General features: G+C 32.9%; 16 protein-coding genes. 9 read left to right on the top strand and 7 right to left on the bottom strand.

The window, feature by feature from the left end:
• Positions 1 to 6: 6 nt before the first annotated feature.
• The gene (gene mdh, locus R6X41_RS02590) at positions 7 to 933 is read right to left on the bottom strand and encodes a malate dehydrogenase (protein WP_318497107.1); all 927 of its coding nucleotides are present in this window, start codon (positions 931 to 933) and stop codon (positions 7 to 9) included.
• A 531-nt stretch (positions 934 to 1,464) separates the two neighbouring features.
• On the opposite strand from mdh, the gene R6X41_RS02595 reads away from it, so the two are divergent.
• Entirely contained in the window at positions 1,465 to 2,502 is a 1,038-nt protein-coding gene (locus R6X41_RS02595; RefSeq protein ID WP_318497108.1) for a hypothetical protein, read from the top strand.
• 154 nt (positions 2,503 to 2,656) lie between these two features.
• Complete coding sequence (locus R6X41_RS02600) at positions 2,657 to 3,109, top strand: hypothetical protein (RefSeq protein WP_318497109.1); 453 nt, start codon at positions 2,657 to 2,659, stop codon at positions 3,107 to 3,109.
• A 68-nt stretch (positions 3,110 to 3,177) separates the two neighbouring features.
• On the opposite strand, the gene gyrB is transcribed toward R6X41_RS02600, so the two are convergent.
• Both gyrB and asnB read right to left on the bottom strand, forming a co-directional pair.
• On the bottom strand, positions 3,178 to 5,124 hold the full coding sequence (gyrB, locus tag R6X41_RS02605) for a DNA topoisomerase (ATP-hydrolyzing) subunit B (protein WP_318497110.1): 1,947 nt from the start codon (positions 5,122 to 5,124) through the stop codon (positions 3,178 to 3,180).
• A 293-nt stretch (positions 5,125 to 5,417) separates the two neighbouring features.
• The gene (gene asnB, locus R6X41_RS02610; RefSeq protein WP_318497111.1) at positions 5,418 to 7,094 is read right to left on the bottom strand and encodes an asparagine synthase B; all 1,677 of its coding nucleotides are present in this window, start codon (positions 7,092 to 7,094) and stop codon (positions 5,418 to 5,420) included.
• A gap of 237 nt (positions 7,095 to 7,331) precedes the next feature.
• Between asnB and R6X41_RS02615 the strand changes: the two genes are divergently transcribed.
• Positions 7,332 to 7,865 (top strand): DUF2911 domain-containing protein, encoded by a 534-nt coding sequence (locus R6X41_RS02615; RefSeq protein ID WP_318497113.1) that lies wholly within the window; start codon positions 7,332 to 7,334, stop codon positions 7,863 to 7,865.
• 77 nt (positions 7,866 to 7,942) lie between these two features.
• Here R6X41_RS02615 and R6X41_RS02620 read toward each other — a convergent pair whose 3' ends face one another.
• On the bottom strand, positions 7,943 to 8,572 hold the full coding sequence (locus R6X41_RS02620) for a 7-carboxy-7-deazaguanine synthase QueE (RefSeq protein WP_318497115.1): 630 nt from the start codon (positions 8,570 to 8,572) through the stop codon (positions 7,943 to 7,945).
• A gap of 104 nt (positions 8,573 to 8,676) precedes the next feature.
• On the opposite strand from R6X41_RS02620, the gene R6X41_RS02625 reads away from it, so the two are divergent.
• Genes R6X41_RS02625 through rluF form a run of 6 tightly spaced genes read left to right on the top strand, consistent with a single transcriptional unit; the run spans position 8,677 to position 13,739 of the window.
• Positions 8,677 to 10,182, top strand: coding sequence for a helicase HerA-like domain-containing protein (locus tag R6X41_RS02625; protein WP_318497117.1), 1,506 nt, complete (start codon positions 8,677 to 8,679; stop codon positions 10,180 to 10,182).
• Positions 10,183 to 10,230: 48 nt separating this feature from the next.
• Positions 10,231 to 10,782 (top strand): hypothetical protein, encoded by a 552-nt coding sequence (locus tag R6X41_RS02630; protein WP_318497118.1) that lies wholly within the window; start codon positions 10,231 to 10,233, stop codon positions 10,780 to 10,782.
• A gap of 13 nt (positions 10,783 to 10,795) precedes the next feature.
• A complete protein-coding gene (locus R6X41_RS02635; RefSeq protein WP_318497120.1) occupies positions 10,796 to 11,767 on the top strand; it encodes a YitT family protein in 972 nt (323 codons plus the stop codon).
• A gap of 6 nt (positions 11,768 to 11,773) precedes the next feature.
• Complete coding sequence (locus R6X41_RS02640) at positions 11,774 to 12,139, top strand: cupin domain-containing protein (RefSeq protein ID WP_318497122.1); 366 nt, start codon at positions 11,774 to 11,776, stop codon at positions 12,137 to 12,139.
• Positions 12,136 to 12,963: an alpha/beta hydrolase gene (locus R6X41_RS02645; RefSeq protein ID WP_318497124.1), complete on the top strand. Its 828-nt coding sequence runs from the start codon at positions 12,136 to 12,138 to the stop codon at positions 12,961 to 12,963. Before R6X41_RS02640 ends, R6X41_RS02645 begins: the two co-directional genes overlap by 4 nt.
• 20 nt (positions 12,964 to 12,983) lie before the next feature.
• On the top strand, positions 12,984 to 13,739 hold the full coding sequence (gene rluF / locus R6X41_RS02650) for a 23S rRNA pseudouridine(2604) synthase RluF (protein WP_318497126.1): 756 nt from the start codon (positions 12,984 to 12,986) through the stop codon (positions 13,737 to 13,739).
• On the opposite strand, the gene R6X41_RS02655 is transcribed toward rluF, so the two are convergent.
• The 3 genes from R6X41_RS02655 to R6X41_RS02665 all read right to left on the bottom strand — a co-directional run bounded on the left by R6X41_RS02655 (position 13,740) and on the right by R6X41_RS02665 (position 18,447).
• Entirely contained in the window at positions 13,740 to 14,360 is a 621-nt protein-coding gene (locus tag R6X41_RS02655) for a response regulator (RefSeq protein WP_318497128.1), read from the bottom strand. It abuts the gene before it with no gap.
• Between the two features lie 20 nt (positions 14,361 to 14,380).
• Positions 14,381 to 17,428: a ligand-binding sensor domain-containing protein gene (locus tag R6X41_RS02660; RefSeq protein ID WP_318497129.1), complete on the bottom strand. Its 3,048-nt coding sequence runs from the start codon at positions 17,426 to 17,428 to the stop codon at positions 14,381 to 14,383.
• A 134-nt stretch (positions 17,429 to 17,562) separates the two neighbouring features.
• Entirely contained in the window at positions 17,563 to 18,447 is an 885-nt protein-coding gene (locus tag R6X41_RS02665; protein ID WP_318497130.1) for a bifunctional 5,10-methylenetetrahydrofolate dehydrogenase/5,10-methenyltetrahydrofolate cyclohydrolase, read from the bottom strand.
• Positions 18,448 to 18,474 lie beyond the last annotated feature (27 nt).

Here is an 18,474-nt window from a genome sequence, read left to right on the forward strand (position 1 = left end):
AACAAATTAGAATTCTAATAATCCGTTTGTTTTCTTAACACCTTCAGCACTTGCTGCTAAATGCGCTTTTTCTTCGTCGTTAAGTGTAATATCTACTATTTTTTCGATACCATCTTTTCCTAAAACAACTGGTACACCTAAACAAATATCGTTTAAACCATATTCACCCTCTAATAAAGCTGAACAAGGGAATATCTTTTTAGTATCGCAAGCAATTGCTTGAACCATTCCAGATACAGCTGCACCCGGAGCATACCAAGCAGAAGTTCCTAATAATTTAGTTAATGTCGCTCCACCAACTTTAGTATCTTCTTTAACTTGATTTAAACGTTCTTCAGATAAAAATTCTGAAACAGGAATACTATTTCTAGTTGCTAAACGCGTTAAAGGAAACATTCCAGTATCGCTATGTCCACCAATTACCATTCCGTCCACATCGCTAATAGGCGCTCCTAAAGCTTCAGCTAATCTGTATTTAAAACGAGCAGAATCTAAAGCTCCACCCATTCCAATAATTCTACTTTTTGGTAAACCTGTAGCTTTATGCGCTAAATATGTCATTGTATCCATAGGATTACTCACTACGATAAGAATCATATTTGGTGAATGCTCAAGTAAACTTGTAGATACATTCTTAACAATACCAGCATTAATACCGATAAGTTCTTCTCTTGTCATTCCTGGTTTTCTAGGAATTCCACTTGTAATAACACAAACATCACTACCAGCAGTTTGGCTATAATCGCCAGTTACACCTGTAATTTTTGTATCGAATCCGTTTAAAGATGCTGTTTGCATTAAATCCATAGCTTTACCTTCAGCAAAACCTTCTTTAATATCTAACAACACAACTTCTGAAGCGAAGTTTTTAATAGCGATATATTCTGCACAACTTGCACCTACTGCTCCTGCTCCTACTACAGTTACTTTCATAATATTATATTTAATTTTTACTTAATTTTTTTATTTTCTTTTGCAAAATTCAACATCATAGTTTTTATGACTTTAATCATGAACCGCTTTAATTTTTAGTCAAAAAAAAATGATTAAAAATTAACTCCTGCTAAATTACAAATTAAAATAGTGTAAACGAAAAAAGCACAAGATTTTATCTTGTGCTTTTAAATAATAGTTTAAATTTTTCAAGTCAATAATTTACTTGAAATAAAATATACCTAAACATTGCAACGATGAAAATTGTTTAATGTATTAGGCTACAGAAAGTGGAGCAAATCTTTCCAACATGCTAAACATGAGCAGTGCCTCGCAGCTAGACAGTCAGTGCCTAGCCGACCTAAAAGCCAATGGTGGAAAATAAACATCTAAAGGCTAATAAGACCCCAAATATTAAGTTTTATCTTTTTTAAATAAAAATATTTAAAAAAATAAAACCGCTAACCCAAAAACTTCGTAAGTATGCTTCAACAACAAAAAAATCTTAAAAAATTAAAAACCTTAAAAATTATGAAATTATTTAAATCACAATCAATTTTAGCAAGTATTATTTTAGCATCATTAGTTACCTTTTCTTGTAGCGATGACGATGATGATAACAACAGCGCCGGAGCAACAAGTGCAACAATAATTTATACCTCTAACAACTCTGACGGGAATATTACAAGTTACGATGTTAGCGACCTTACAAACATCACATCAAAAACATTACTTACGGCTTCTACAATGGCTGATGGTATTTATTATGATAGTAGCTCTGATGCTGCGATACAAGCTTCACGTTCTGGATTAAACCTTGAAGGTTTTACTAGTATTTCTAACTCAATGACAAATACTTCTGTAACTATTGACATTTCTGGAAGTAGCGATATGTCTAGCCCAAGAGAATTAGCTGTTAATGGTAACACTTATGTTGTAGCAGATAATGCTGATGTCGATGGTAATAATGAAACTCCAGATGGTAAATTATTTATCTATACAAAAAGCGGAAACTCATTTACATTAAGAAATACAATTACTACCGATTTTAAATTATGGGGAATTACTTTTGATGGAGACGACTTATACGCCGTAGTAGATGCAACCAATGAACTTGCAGTTTATACAGATTTTTTAAGCAACACAGGAGATGCAACAGTAAGTGCATCAAAAAGAATTGCTATAGAAGGTATTGTTAGAACTCATGGTTTAACTTATGATGCTGCTGCAGATGTTATGGTTTTAACTGATATTGCTGATGCCACAAACACTCAAGACGATGGTGGTTTTCATATCATTGAAGGGTTTACAAGTAAATTTAATAACGTAGAAAACGGTGCAACTTTAGCATTAGCTCAACAAATTAGAGTTGCAGGATCTGCTACACTTTTAGGAAACCCTGTAGATGTAGCATATGATGCTGCAACACAAACTGTATATATCGCTGAAGCCGGAAACGGAGGTGGAAGAATTTTAGCTTTTAATAATATTGGCTCTGGAGGAAACATCACACCTGATATTAACAATAGTTTAGCCGCTGCCTCATCGGTATATTTATCAAAAAAATAAAATTCAAAACATTATTAAAAAAACGAGGACACTATTAAAGTGTCCTTTTTTTATTTCTTATTTTAAAAGAAAACAATATAGGGTAAATTACATTTTAAGTGTCTTAATAATAAGAAGGAGCCAGTCCCTATTATTAACCTTAAAATTTATGATTATGTCTATATTTAAAACATCATTATTTACACTAGCTATTTGTTTCAGTTTAACCATACAAGCGCAAGATGCGCAAATTGAAAACAAAACCAACATTGATAAAAAATCCTACTACGAAAAAAGAGCTTTAGAAGATGCTCAATACGAACAACAGTTTACAACCAAAACCAAAGCAGAAGAAAAAGCATTTTGGAAAGCACAAAAAACTTACAAAAAAGACTTAAAAAGAAAAGATAAAAAAGCTTATAAAGCTTACTTAAAAGGTAAAAAAGATGCTTATGTTAAGCATTACCAACACTGCGATAACCATTGCCAACATAGCGATCATTATTATAGCCATGCTAGTTTTTACTACTATAGATATGATACTAATTATAGAAGGCAGCCGCAACCAAGCACTATTAACACCCAAATACATGTAAATACACCAGGTGTAAGTCTTGGCCTCCTTTAATATTAAAAAAATGCAAAAAAAAATGCCGCTTAAATTTAAGCGGCATTTTTATTAGTATAAACTATTACTTACGCATCAATTTTTGCGTAAACTGCATTCTTTTCTATAAACTCACGACGTGGCGGAACCTCATCTCCCATTAACATAGAGAAAATACGATCTGCTTCTCCACCATTATCAATATTTACCTGTCTTAATGTTCTAAATTCAGGATTCATTGTTGTATCCCAAAGTTGTGAAGCATTCATCTCTCCAAGACCTTTATAACGCTGAATCGCTGCACCTCCAAATTCGGTTACTAATTTATCGCGTTCTGCATCACTCCAAGCATATTCTTTTTTAGCTCCTTTTTTAACTAAATATAAAGGTGGTGTTGCTATAAAAATATGACCGTTCTCAATAAGTTCCTTCATATATCTGAAGAAGAATGTAAGGATTAAGGTTGCAATGTGGCTACCATCGATATCGGCATCACACATAATTACGACCTTATGATAACGTAATTTTGAAAGGTTAAGTGCTTTACTATCTTCTTCGGTACCAATGGTAACACCTAAAGCAGTAAAGATATTTCTAATTTCTTCGTTTTCAAAAACCTTATGTTTCATGGCTTTTTCCACGTTAAGAATTTTACCACGTAAAGGTAAAATCGCTTGAAACGCACGGTCACGACCTTGCTTAGCCGTTCCACCTGCCGAATCTCCCTCGACAAGGAAAACTTCGCATTTAGAAGGATCTTGTTCAGAACAGTCACTTAATTTTCCAGGCAAACCACCAATACTCATTACTGTTTTACGCTGAACCATCTCACGCGCTTTTTGTGCTGCGTGACGTGCTTGTGCTGCTAAAATTACTTTTTGAACAATAATTTTAGCATCGTCTGGATGCTCTTCTAAATAATCGGTTAACATTTCTGAAACCGCTTGACTTACTGAAGCAGAAACTTCTCTGTTACCTAATTTTGTTTTTGTCTGACCTTCAAATTGTGGCTCTTGAACTTTTACAGAAATAATTGCTGTTAAACCTTCACGGAAATCATCTCCAGAAATTTCGAACTTCAATTTATCTGTTAACCCAGAACTATCTGCGTATTTCTTTAACGTATGTGTTAAACCACGTCTGAAACCAGAAAGGTGTGTACCTCCTTCATGCGTATTAATGTTGTTTACATACGAATGTAAATTTTCAGAATACGATGTGTTATAAATCATCGCAACTTCAACAGGAATATCATTTTTCTCACCTTCAAAAGCGATAACTTCTGTAATGATTGGCTCACGATTTGCATCTAAGAACTTTACAAATTCTTTTAATCCTTCATCAGAATGAAACGTTTCACCTTCAAATTCACCATCATCTTTTTTGAAACGCTTATCAATTAAATGAATTGTAATCCCTTTATTTAGATACGCTAATTCACGCAATCTACTTGCTAAAGTATCATAACTATACTCTAACGTTTGTTTAAAAATTGTTGGGTCTGGTTTAAAAGTTACAACTGTACCTCTTTTATCTGTTTCACCAACTTTCTTTACAGGATATATTGCTTTACCTCTTTCATATTCTTGCTCCCAAACTTCGCCTTTTCTATAAACAGTGGCTTTTAAATGCTCAGACAATGCGTTAACACAACTTACACCAACACCGTGAAGACCTCCAGAAACCTTGTAAGAATCTTTATCGAATTTACCACCTGCACCAATTTTAGTCATTACAACTTCAAGAGCAGATACACCTTCTTTTTTATGTAAATCTACAGGGATCCCACGACCATCATCTTCAGTAGTAATCGAGTTATCTTCATTTATAGTAACACTAATATTGTCACAATGACCAGCTAAAGCTTCATCTATAGAGTTATCTACAACCTCATAAACCAAGTGGTGAAGACCTCTTGTTCCTACATCTCCAATGTACATAGAAGGACGCATACGCACATGCTCCATTCCCTCAAGGGCCTGGATACTATCTGCGGAATAATTATCCTTATTAAATTCTTCTCTTTTCTCGCTCATTATTTTGAATACGTTTTAATTCTATTTATGGCATAAAAAAAATGACACAAGTGCATCATTTTGAATACTAACAAATATACTAATAACTCAGCGGTTTAAAAAGTATTTAACGCCATTACACGCAAAAACACGAACATTATCCAGTTTTCAAAAACCTTCTTAAAACGACTTAAAATCACCTTAAATAAGATTTAAACAAATTTTAACACCGTGTTAAAAACACAAAAACCTCTAAATCTCTAATAATTGAGATTTTGAGGTTTTTAAAACTCTAAATTATATTATAAAACGGACTATTTTGCCTTTCCATATGCATCTGAATGCACATTTGCAACAGCTCTACCACTTGGGTCGTTCATGTTCTTAAATGCTTCATCCCATTCTAAAGCGATTTTTGTACTACACGCTACACTAGCTTCTTGAGGCACACATAATGCAGCTGCATCACTAGGGAAATGTTCAGCAAAAATTGAACGGTAATAGAATTCTTCTTTACTTGTAGGTGTTTGTAACGGGAATTTATATTTAGCATTTGCTAATTGCTCGTCCGATACTTCTGAAGCAACAACTTCTTTAAGCGTATCAATCCAGCTATATCCAACACCGTCACTAAATTGCTCTTTTTGTCTCCAAGCAACACTTTCAGGAATCATATCTTCGAATGCCTTACGAACTACCCATTTTTCCATACGTTCTCCGTTAATCATTTTATCTTGTGGGTTGATTCTCATCGCGACATCCATAAATTCTTTATCTAAGAATGGTACACGGCCTTCAATTCCCCAAGCTGCTAAGCTTTTGTTTGCACGTAAACAATCGTACATGTGAAGTTTACTTAATTTACGGACTGTTTCTTCGTGAAATTCTCTAGCATTAGGCGCTTTATGAAAGTATAAATAACCTCCAAATAATTCGTCGGCTCCCTCACCAGATAATACCATTTTAATTCCCATTGACTTGATTACTCTAGCCATTAAGTACATTGGTGTACTTGCACGAATGGTTGTCACATCGTATGTTTCTAGGTTATAAACTACATCTTTAATAGCATCTAAACCTTCCTGAATTGTAAATTTAATTTCGTGGTGAATCGTTTTAATATGATCTGCAACAACACGAGCAGCTGCTAAATCTGGTGACCCCTCTAACCCAACAGAAAAACTATGTAATTGCGGATACCAAGCATCAGACTCATCATCACTTTCAATACGTTTTTGAGCATATTTTTTAGCAATTGCAGAAGTTACTGAAGAATCTAATCCTCCCGAAAGTAAAACTCCGTAAGGTACATCAGACATTAATTGTCTGTGAACAGCAGCTTCTAAAGCATCTTTAATCTCTTTGATGCTTGTTTCATTATCTTTTACAGCATCATATTCAGTCCATTCTCTATTGTACCATTTTACGAATTTCCCATCTTTACTTGACATGTGATGTCCTGGAGGAAATAATTCGATTTTAGTACATTGACCTTCTAAAGCTTTTAATTCTGAAGCCACGTAAAATGTTCCATTTTGATCCCATCCTATATATAAAGGAATAATTCCCATATGGTCACGTGCAACGAAATACTCGTCTTTTTCTACATCGTAAATTGCAAAACCAAAGATTCCGTTCATTTCATCAATAAAATCAGCTCCTTTTTCTTTGTATAATGCTAAGATAACTTCACAATCAGATTCAGTTTGAAAATCATATTTCCCTGCAAATTGCTTACGAAGTTCACGGTGATTGTATATTTCTCCGTTTGCTGCAAGCACCAATGTACCATCAGGGCTAAATAAAGGTTGTTTTCCAGAAGCTGGATCTACGATAGCCAAACGTTCGTGCGCCATAATAGCTTTGTCGTTACTAAAAATCCCACTCCAGTCTGGTCCACGGTGACGGATTTTTTTCGACATTTCTAAAATCTGAGGTCTTAAATCATCCGCCTTTTGTTTCAAATCGAATGCACATACAATTCCACACATAATCTATATATTTTAATTCTTTTTATTTTAATTCTGAAGCAAATATGAAGATATCATTTGCATAATAAAACCATAAATCAATAATTGATTACAATATGTAACAAATAAATACATTTTACACTAAACATGAAAGCCTTACTCGTAATATCACTTACAATATTCAAAAACTGTAAACTTTACTCTAAAATAGCGACCTTTACCATATAAAAATTAATATTCATCACTAAACACGACATTATGAAATTACTTAGCGTATCGGCAATATGCCTATTAGCAGCATTTAGCTTTAATACAGAAATGCATGCACAAGATTTTAGCAAATTAGACAAAAGCCCAATGGATGCTGCTGCTTTCCCTACTAGCTATAAAAATTCTGACAAAACAATGAAAGTTGTTTATAGTCGCCCTCAATTAAACAATCGTAACTTATACGACCTAGTACCTTTAGGAAAAGTATGGAGAATGGGAGCCAATGAAGCTGCAGAAATTACGTTTTATGAAGACACAACTTTTGGAGACACTCCTGTTAAAGCAGGAACATACTCTTTATTCGCTATTCCTGGAGAAAAAACGTGGACTATGATTTTAAACAAAAATTTAAACACTTGGGGCGCTTACACTTACGATCCAGACCAAGATGTTGCACGAGTTAACGCTATAGTTTCTATTGAAGCAGAACCTATTGAAGCATTTTCTATAGCTTACAACGATCAAGGAACTATGTATTTAGCTTGGGACACCACTCGTGTTGCAATTCCTTTTAACAACTAGATTAAAATATTGAATATAAAAAGCCCGCTGTAAAGCGGGCTTTTTTACGTTTTAGAAATTAATGCTTTCTATATATTTTAAGGAATGTTCAGATATTTATGTGTTTGCAAGGACACTTTCCATCTTGGGTTTGCCATAACATACTCTACAATTTCAGGAATCATTTTATCACGCTTACTCCATTCTGGTTGCATATATAAAATACAATCGTCATTAACCAAAGCGGCTTGCTCTTCAGCAAATTTAAAATCATCGCGATTAAAAATAATTACTTTTAACTCATGTGCTTTTGCAGACACTTCGGCTGTTGGCAATTTCATTTTCTTAGGCGATAAACAAATCCAATCCCATGTTCCTGTTAACGGGTATGCACCAGAAGTTTCAATATGCACCTGTAAACCTTTAGCTTTTAATTGTGAAGTTAAAGCCGTCATGTCCCAAGTTAATGGTTCTCCACCTGTAACCACTATAGTATTACTATGTAGTGCTGCTTTTTCAACAATTTTATAAGTTTCGGTTGGCGGATGCAACTCTGCATCCCAACTTTCTTTAACATCGCACCAATGGCAACCTACATCGCAACCTCCTACTCTAATAAAATAGGCTGCTGTTCCTTTATGAAATCCTTCACCTTGTATTGTGTAAAATTCTTCCATTAAAGGCAACATCTCGCCTTTGTTAACCAACTCTTGAATCTCTTTCTTCATAAGGTGCAAAGATAGTTTACTGATTTATGTTTGCATATAAAATGTTGAAAAGATTTAAAGCCTATTGGCTCAAGATTACTATTTTTATAAAAAAATTAAGAATCATGACTAACAACGACGCTTTTTTTAAAGAGATAACAGAAGGAAATACGTTTAAAGGCGAGTACATTACTATGGGTTCTGCCATATTAAATGAGCAACCTATAAAAAATGCCTATGTAAAAATCCCTCTAAAAACGTTAAACAGACATGGCTTAATTGCTGGTGCAACCGGAACCGGAAAGACAAAAACATTACAGGTTATGGCAGAAAACCTTTCTGAAAAAGGTATTCCTGTCTTGCTTATGGATATAAAAGGTGATTTAAGCGGCTTAGCCCAACCAGGAGTCAATAATAGTTTTATTGAAAAACGCCATGAAAAAATCGGACTTCCTTACACTACTAAAGGTTTCCCGGTAGATGTACTTACACTTTCGGACCAAGATGGTGTACGTATGCGTGCTACAGTTAGTGAATTTGGACCTATTTTATTATCCCGAATTTTAGATTTAACAGATACACAATCAGGAATAGTCTCTGTCATTTTCAAATATTGCGACGACAACAAATTGCCTCTTTTAGATTTAAAAGATTTTAAAAAAATACTACAATACGCTACTCAAGAAGGTAAAGACGAATTCCAAGAAGCCTACGGAAGAATATCGACAGCTTCTACTGGTGCCATTTTAAGAAAAGTTGTAGAACTAGAACAACAAGGTGCAGATTTATTCTTTGGAGAGACCTCTTTCGATGTTCAAGATTTAATGAGAATTGATAACGAAGGTCGCGGTTATATTAATATTCTTCGACTTACAGATATTCAAGATAGACCAAAATTATTTTCAACTTTTATGTTGAGCTTACTTGCAGAAATTTATACTACATTCCCTGAACAAGGCGATAGCGGAAGACCAGAATTAGTAATCTTTATAGACGAAGCCCACCTTATTTTTAACGAAGCATCTAAAGCACTTTTAAATCAGATTGAAAGTATTGTAAAGCTTATTCGTAGTAAAGGAGTGGGAATTTATTTTGTAACGCAAAACCCAACCGATGTTCCTGAAGCCGTATTAGGCCAGTTAGGATTAAAAATTCAACATGCATTACGTGCATTTACTGCAAAAGACAGAAAGGCCATAAAACTTACGGCTCAGAATTATCCAGATTCAGAATATTATGACACTGAAACGGTACTAACAAATCTAGGAACAGGAGAAGCATTAATATCTGCTTTAGATGAAAAAGGACGACCAACACCTTTAGCAGCAACCATGTTGCGTGCACCTATGAGCAGAATGGATATTTTAACCGATACTGAATTATCTGAATTAATTTCAAAATCTAAAATGGTTAAAAAATATAATGAAACCATTGATAGAGAAAGTGCTTACGAACTATTAAACAAGAAAATTGAACGTGCTGAAATTGAAGCCGAGCACCAAAAACAAAGTTCGCAGAAAGCACCAACACGACGTAAAAGCACAGCGATGAATCCTATAATAAAAGTATTAACAAGTGCGACTTTTATTAGAAGTGTCTTCGGAATATTAACTAAAGTGATGAAAAAATAGCTACTTTCACAACCTCAAAAAAAACATTAAAATTTAGATATTCTTAAAATGAAAAAAAATATATTAAACTTGGTTGTTGTGCTACTTTTATGCGTTAGCTGTGCTAACAAAACCGATAATTATTTAATTACAAATAACAGTATAGGAAACCTAACATCGACAACTCAAGTTAAAGATTTAGAAACCGTATTTGAAAATGATTCAATTGTAAAATTTGTTCCTGGAGGAAAATCGACAGTTAGCATTAACGAAATTGAAATTTTTGAAAAAGGAGGAAATAAATTATTAACACTTTCACCTAAAACGGTTATGGATTCGACATCTGTTATACATACCGTTCAAATTTTCGATCCCCGTTTTAAATCAGATAAAAATATTTCTATTTTAAGTACATTTAAAGATATTCAGGATAATTATAAAATATCTAGTATCGATAATTTAATTAGTTCGATAGTAGTTTCGGTTAACGAATTAAACGCGTCATTCACTATAGATAAAAAAGAATTACCTTCAAATTTAAGATTCGATATGTCTTTAAAAATTGAAGCATCTCAGATCCCTGATACTGCAAAAATCAAATATTATTTTTTAAACTGGTAACCTCTAAAAATTTATGATTTCATTTGTCTCTAAACTGCTTGTTTCAATTGCTCGAAAAAAACTTGAGACAAATGATAAAGCAACACCTGTAAGTCTAAAACAAGTTGTTCCTATTGTAAGAACGCTTCAAGTAGAACTTAGTCATGCCATTAAAGAGTTTGCGTTTATTGCAATTGGTGTAGTTTCTGCAGGGTTTGGTTTAAAAGGATTTTTACTTCCTAACCGTTTTATAGATGGAGGAGCAACAGGAATTTCACTACTAATTAACAACTTAACGAACATCCCGCTTAGTTACTTGTTAATTATAGTAAACTTACCTTTTTTAATATTAGGTGCAAGAACCTTCAATTTAAAATTTGCTTTAAAAAGCATAATAGCAATTGCATTTTTAGCTCTTGTAGTGCATTATGTAGACTATCCAACTATAACAGACGACAAATTATTAATCTCTGTATTTGGTGGTTTTTTCTTAGGTCTCGGAATCGGAATGGCCATGAGAGGAGGCAGCGTAATTGACGGAACCGAGGTTTTGGCGCTCTTTATTGGTCGTAAATTATCTATGACTATTGGAGATGTTTTACTTTTAATAAACATAGTTATTTTCTCTTTCGGAGCCTATATTCTTTCCATTGAAACAGCTTTATACGCTATACTTACTTATATGTCTGCCGCTAAAACAGTTGATTTCGTTGTAGATGGCGTTGAAGAATACGTTGGTGTAACTATAATTTCAGAGAAACATGAAGAAATTAGAATTATGGTTACCGAAAAATTAAGACGTGCGTGTACTATTTACACTGGTAAAGGTGGCTATAACCAAGAAGGAGGTGTTCAGGAAAAGGACATTATTTATACTATAGTAACCCGTTTAGAATTGGCAAAATTTGAAACTGAAATTGATAAAATAGACAGAAATGCATTTATTATCATGGGTGTTGTAAAAGATTTAAAAGGAGGAATGATTAAAAGAAAACCATTAAAATAATAGCACATGAAAAAGTACACGCTTATTACAAATCCGTTTATCGTACCAACTACAGATGGTAAGGTTATACAAGAACATTTTGGAAATGCAACTACTGGTGATTCTGAGATTAGCCTAGCACATATGGTTGCTCCTGCCGGATGGAGTGAACCTTTTCAAACGCCAGAATTTGATGAATTCACATTTATAATAAAAGGTAAAAAACAATTTATTATTGATGATGAAATTGTGATTTTAGAAGCTGGTCAATCCATTAAAATTGAAAAAAACACACGAGTACAATATTCAAATCCATTTGAAGATCCTTGTGAATATATTGCCATTTGCACACCTGCCTTTTCTCCGGATCACGTAAACAGGGAAGATGCATGAAAACCCTTTTAATAAAATCTGTTGGAAATTATCTTAACCTATTAAGTTACATTTCGAAACCTTATGCAGCCAACAAAGCTTTAAATTTATTTACTAAGCCCAGAAAAGGTCGTATTTTAGAATGGCAAATCGATTTTTTAGATACCGCATTTAACGAAGAGCTTTCTTACGACAATACTCCAATAATGACCTATCGTTGGTTGGGTACAAAAGATACAATTCTCTTAGCTCATGGTTGGGAAAGCAACTCACACCGTTGGAAACCTCTAATTTTAGATTTAATAAAAAAAGGATATTCTGTTGTGGCTTTAGACGCACCAGCACATGGCCGCTCAGGAAGTAAAGAATTTAATGCACTACTTTATGCTGAATATATAAATGTAGTAGCGAAACGATTTAAACCTCAGATCATTATTGCTCATTCTGTTGGAGGTATGGCAGCCACAGTCTTTCAGAATAAATATCAAACTCAAAGTTTAGAGAAACTCATTCTTTTAGGAGCGCCTTCAGAATTTAAAGATATTATAAGTAGGTATGTGCATATGCTAGGCTACAATAATCGCATTTCCCTTCAGTTAAACAAAACCATTCTTAAACGATTTGGAGTTCTCCCTAATACGTTTTCTACTGCCCAAATTTTAAATAGTGTAAAAACAAAAGGACTCATTATTCACGACAAACTTGATACTATTATTCCTTATAATGATGCACTCCTTATAAATAACGGATTTAAAAACAGCACTTTAATTTCTACAGAAGGCTTAGGTCATTCTTTAAACGATGCTTCTGTAAGAGATCACATTTACGACTTCTTAGAAAACTAAACTTATCGTATCTTTGCGACATGGAAGAGGAATTAAAACGAATCAACAAATATTTAAGTGAGGTAGGATATTGCTCGCGTCGTGCAGCAGATAAACTTATTGAAGCTGGTCGTGTAACTATTAACGACGTGGTTCCAGAAATGGGCACCAAAGTAAGTAGTAGAGATGTCGTTGCTGTAGATGGTAAGTCTGTAGTAAACACGAGAAAAGAATTTGTGTATTTAGCGTTTAACAAACCTGTAGGCATTGTTTGTACTACAGATAGTCGTGTTGAAAAAGATAATATTATTGATTACATAAATTATCCGAAACGTATTTTTCCTATTGGTCGTTTAGACAAACCTAGTGAAGGTTTAATTCTGCTTACTGACGATGGTGATATTGTAAACAAAATTTTACGTGCTAGCAATAATCACGAAAAAGAATATATAGTAACTGTAGATAAACCTATTTCGCAGACGTTTATTGAACGTATGTCTAATGGCGTACCTATTCTAGATAGGGTTACTAAAAAATGTAAAGTTGAAAAATTAGGAACTTACGAATTTAGAATTATTCTAACTCAAGGATTAAACAGACAAATTCGTAGAATGTGTGAGTATCTAACTTACGAAGTGGAAACCTTAAAACGTGTTCGTATTATGAACATAAAATGTGATATGCCAGTTGGTGAATATCGTGATATTACTAAGGCAGAAATGGAAGAATTACAAATATTAATCGGAGATTCTACAAAAACATTTTCTCCTGCACACCCTTCTAGAAGACGTGAATAACTACGTCTGATAAACATAATCTACATGTGTTGTCATGGTGAAATTAACCAATTCACCAATTGTTCTTAAATTAAGTTTTTTCTTAATATTCTTCTTATGTTTATCTACTGTATGTTGAGAGATATTTAAGCATTCACCAATTTCTCTACTTGTTTTTCCTGTAGCAACAATTAATAAAATTTCCTTTTCTCGTTTCGTTAGTTCGTCCAGTTTATGTAAATTTTCTTCATTAATAATATGACCTTCATCTATTTTTCTGAAATTTAAATCGGCTAGATCTATTGTCATTTGTAATTGTATTTCGTTAAACGGTTTCAACAAATACGCATATGGAACGGTTTTTTTGGCTCTATTTATTATCTCTGAATTATCGTAAGCCGTTAAATAGACAACAGGAACTTGTTTAAACTGCATTAATTCTTCAATAATCTCAATACCATCTTTACTGTCATTCAAATTAACATCACAAACCACGATATTAAAATCAGTATTTAAAAAAGCCGTTTTAGCTTCAACATAATTACGAGCAGAAACCACTTTATTCTCACCACCTTTTTCTAAGGATTTTCTAATATCCAATGCCACAATTAGCTCGTCTTCAATTAATAGTATCTGTCTCATTTTAATTATTATTTAGGTAATTAAGGTAATTTTATAATGTTCTCCACACCGTTATTAGAAGATACTTCTATAGTTCCATTTAACTGATTCACCATCGTTTTTACTAAATCTAACCCTAACGAATTATCTTTAATTTCGGACACCGCATACCCTACTCCATTATCTGCAATTATAATTATTAATTGCTTTTCAGAAAGCGAACAACTTATTTTTAAAACATGATCTAGACTATATGTTTTAAAAGCATATTTATAGGTATTCGTAATTAATTCATTTAAAATCAATCCCAGTAAAGTCGTATTTACATCGTAAAGAATACCTGGCTCTAATTGGAATATAAGTTTAAATTTCTGAGTTTTCTGATCTGACAACAATCTTAAAATCTTCTGAGAAAAATCTTCCAAAAAGATAGACACATCAATTGGTCCTTCTTTTGTAGCGAGATCTTTTTGAATGTATGAAATCGTTAAAATTCTATTTTTCGCAATATTTAAAATATCTTTTACTTCCTGTGCTTCAGCATTCTTAGCTTGCATATTTAATAAGCTAGAAATAATTTGAAGATTATTTTTAACACGATGATTTAACTCTTTCATTAAAAATTCGATGTTATTTTTCTGATCCACCATAACGGCATTAGATGAATTTAACTCTGCATTTTTAAGAATTAAATCTTGAGTTCTAGAATTGACTAAATCTGCTAATTTTAATTTATCCCGTTTTAACATGGATGTTTTCAATTTGTAATACAAGATCCCTGAAATTAAAAATAAGCAAACTGCAAATACTTTAAACCAAGGTTCTAAATACCATGGTGGAATTATAATTAATTCTACTGTTTTGAAACTTGGATTCCATTGTCCAACATCGTTAGATGCCTTTATTTTTAAAGTATAATTTCCAGGATTTAAATTGGTATAGGTAACATTGTTTTTTTTAGTTACTGGACTCCATTCTTCATCAAAGTTTTCTAATTTGTATTGATATAAACACTTTTTAGGATTGAGATGATTTATAGCTGAGAAATTAAACGACAGCACATTCTCTTTGCTTTTAAACACCAACGTATCTTTAAACATTTCGTTACGTTCTATAGGCTGATTAAATAGTTCTACAGATTCTAAATACACTTTAGGTAAATACGGGTTGTCTACAACTTTGTCCGGATTTATAATATTAAAACCGTTTATACCTCCAAAATATAATAGCCCATTTTCATCTTTAAAAAAGGACTTACCATTAAACTCGTTATCTTGTAAACCGTCTTCTTTAGTATAGTTTTTAAATGATTTATCTTCAGGATTAAACACCGATAATCCGAAATTGGTGCTCATCCAAACTTTATTATTGTTATCTATAATAAGCCCGTAAACAAAATCGTTTGGGAATCCTTTCTGTTTAAAGTATAATTCTGACGTTTGAGTTTTAGTATTTATAAATGTCAATCCAGAACTTGTTCCTACCCATAAATGTCCTTGATTATCTTCAGAAATTGCAAAAATTCTATTATTGGATAAGCGGAGATGGTTATTTACATCTTCAGTAAAATGATGAATAATTTTGTTGGATTGGATTTCGTAAAGTCCGTTATCTGTTCCCAACCAGATATTATTATTAGAATCGATTATTGCAGACCTTGCTCTATCTATTTGTTCTCCATCAAACAAAACAGGAGAGAATGTTTCAGAAGCAATATCAAATTCATTTATACCTCCCGACCAAGTGCAAACCCAGAGTTTATCTTTTGAAATTGGAATGATTTTCAGAACTTCATTATCAGACAAACTATTTTTAGCATTGCTATGTTTCCATTGTTTAAATCGGTCCTTAACAGCATCATATTTCATTAAACCATCCGAAATCCCTCCTGCCCAAAGTGTTCCATTTTCATCTTTACAAAAATCGTAAGTAATTCCACCTTTACCTGTTTCATATAAATTATATTTTTTTGTATTCAATTCATATTTAACTGTCCCTGCGTATGTACCTAACCACAAAATGGAATCATTACCTTTCTGAATAGGAAACACACTTATACGCTGATTTCCATATAATTCTGGTATTTCTACCCTAAAAGTTTCAAATTTATTCTGGAATTTATTGTAATGAAACACGCCTTCACCTTCGGTACCAAACCAAACATTCCCATGAGTATCGTCTAAAACTTGTGTAAAATCTACAGAAGTATAGCGTTTATTATCCTTTATATTATTAAAAACGACAGTCTTAAAATTATCTGTTATAGAATTATATCTAAGCATACCGTTTTTTGACATTACATAATATTCAAAATTATTAATCTTATAAAACCCATTAACTGTCGTCAGAATTGCCGTATCGCTAATACAGCCCGTCGTTTTATTAAACACCTTCACGCCGTGTTCTGAACCAATATAAATTTGATCTTTACTATCTATAAAACATGTAACATGTTTACCTTCAAAATAGGGTAATATTGAGATGCTGTAATCATCTAAGTTTAATTGTAAAATCCCAGATTCTTTAGTCGCCAACCATATTAAATTCGTATTGAAAACCAGTATATCTTCAACTCGATTTTCAGTAGATTCATTAGGGAGGTTTATAATTTTATACGTCTTCAGTATTCTATCAAATATTATAAAATGATTTTTTACTGAAAACAATAATAATCGATTATTAAGCCCAAATACCTTGTAAGCATTGTTTAAATCATTATTATCGTTTTTGGGTAGTAATGGAAAAAACGTGTTGCTTGAACGCTTATAACCTTGTATTCCTTTAGAGTTTGTAGCAATCCAAAGTGTGTCTTTTACAGACAATAGTCCGCGAATATGGTCATCTGCGATTGTAGTACTATCATTTGGGTTCGATACATAATTTTTAAATTCGTAACCATTAAAGCGGTGTAAGCCATCTTCCGTTCCTACCCATAAATAGCCCATATCATCTAAGGCAAGTGCTTTTGAATTTAATTGTAAAAGCCCGTGGTCTTGACCTAAATAATTTATTTGTAATGTTTCTGAAGTCTGTCCGTTTGCTTTACCAATCCATAGCAGAATTAGAAATACAACGTATTCAGTTCTCAATTGGCGGGTATTATTTAGTTTAGTTATAATTCTAAAGCTAAATAAAAAAAAGATTAATCTAAAATTAATGCAAAAAAATAAGCATAACTACCTAGTTTGTAATTATGCTTATTAATCTATTTATAAGGTTATTTCTAAGCCTTAGTTCTATGTCTTTCGCAAGCCAATAATGTATTTTTTAATAACATGGCAATCGTCATTGGACCAACACCTCCAGGAACAGGAGTAATATAACTTGCTTTTTTACTTACATTTACAAAATCTACATCTCCAGTAATACGGTATCCTTTTTCTGTAGTATCGTCTGCAACACGTGTAATACCAACATCTATAATTACAACATCGTCTTTTACCATTTCTGCTTTTAAGAAGTTAGGAACTCCTAAAGCCGAAATAATAATATCTGCTTGCGATGTAATTTGCGTAATATTTTTTGTGTGACTATGTGTTAATGTTACAGTAGAGTTTCCGGGAAAACCTTTTCTTCCCATTAAAATACTCATCGGGCGACCTACAATATGAGAACGACCAATAACAACAGTATGTTTTCCGCTAGTTTCTACACCGTAACGGTCTAATAATTCTAAAATTCCAAATGGAGTTGCAGGTATAAAAGTGGTCATATCTAACGCCATTTTTCCAAAATTTGTAGGATGAAAACCATCTACATCTTTATCTGGATTTACAGCTAATAAAACTTTTTGAGTATCTATTTGTTTCGGCAATGGTAACTGAACAATGTATCCATCGATATCTGGGTTTTCGTTTAGTTCTTGAATTTTATCTAACAATTCAACTTCACTCGTTGTATTAGACATTTTAACTAAAGTAGATTCAAAACCAACACGCTCACAAGCACGAACTTTACTCCCTACATATGTTAAACTAGCACCGTCATTACCTACTATTATAGCTGCCAAATGAGGAACTTTTTCGCCTCTAGCTTTCATTTTTTTGACTTGCTCGGTAATCTCGTCTTTAATATCGTTACTAACCTTTTTTCCGTCTAAAATTGTCATGTTTTTCAATAGTTTAAGTCACAGTAT

Origin of the sequence: Formosa sejongensis, from assembly GCF_033447105.1 — a bacterium.
Lineage (GTDB): Bacteria > Bacteroidota > Bacteroidia > Flavobacteriales > Flavobacteriaceae > Formosa.

Excerpts from the sequence above, each read along its gene's own strand:
- mdh (WP_318497107.1), bottom strand. The coding sequence starts at position 933 with ATGAAAGTAACTGTAGTAGGAGCAGGAGCAGTAGGTGCAAGTTGTGCA.
- R6X41_RS02635 (WP_318497120.1), top strand. The coding sequence starts at position 10,796 with ATGATTTCATTTGTCTCTAAACTGCTTGTTTCAATTGCTCGAAAAAAA.
- R6X41_RS02600 (WP_318497109.1), top strand. The coding sequence starts at position 2,657 with ATGTCTATATTTAAAACATCATTATTTACACTAGCTATTTGTTTCAGT.
- R6X41_RS02630 (WP_318497118.1), top strand. The coding sequence starts at position 10,231 with ATGAAAAAAAATATATTAAACTTGGTTGTTGTGCTACTTTTATGCGTT.
- R6X41_RS02645 (WP_318497124.1), top strand. The coding sequence starts at position 12,136 with ATGAAAACCCTTTTAATAAAATCTGTTGGAAATTATCTTAACCTATTA.
- R6X41_RS02615 (WP_318497113.1), top strand. The coding sequence starts at position 7,332 with ATGAAATTACTTAGCGTATCGGCAATATGCCTATTAGCAGCATTTAGC.
- rluF (WP_318497126.1), top strand. The coding sequence starts at position 12,984 with ATGGAAGAGGAATTAAAACGAATCAACAAATATTTAAGTGAGGTAGGA.
- R6X41_RS02655 (WP_318497128.1), bottom strand. The coding sequence starts at position 14,360 with ATGAGACAGATACTATTAATTGAAGACGAGCTAATTGTGGCATTGGAT.
- R6X41_RS02625 (WP_318497117.1), top strand. The coding sequence starts at position 8,677 with ATGACTAACAACGACGCTTTTTTTAAAGAGATAACAGAAGGAAATACG.
- R6X41_RS02620 (WP_318497115.1), bottom strand. The coding sequence starts at position 8,572 with ATGAAGAAAGAGATTCAAGAGTTGGTTAACAAAGGCGAGATGTTGCCT.
- R6X41_RS02640 (WP_318497122.1), top strand. The coding sequence starts at position 11,774 with ATGAAAAAGTACACGCTTATTACAAATCCGTTTATCGTACCAACTACA.
- R6X41_RS02665 (WP_318497130.1), bottom strand. The coding sequence starts at position 18,447 with ATGACAATTTTAGACGGAAAAAAGGTTAGTAACGATATTAAAGACGAG.
- asnB (WP_318497111.1), bottom strand. The coding sequence starts at position 7,094 with ATGTGTGGAATTGTATGTGCATTCGATTTGAAACAAAAGGCGGATGAT.
- R6X41_RS02595 (WP_318497108.1), top strand. The coding sequence starts at position 1,465 with ATGAAATTATTTAAATCACAATCAATTTTAGCAAGTATTATTTTAGCA.
- gyrB (WP_318497110.1), bottom strand. The coding sequence starts at position 5,124 with ATGAGCGAGAAAAGAGAAGAATTTAATAAGGATAATTATTCCGCAGAT.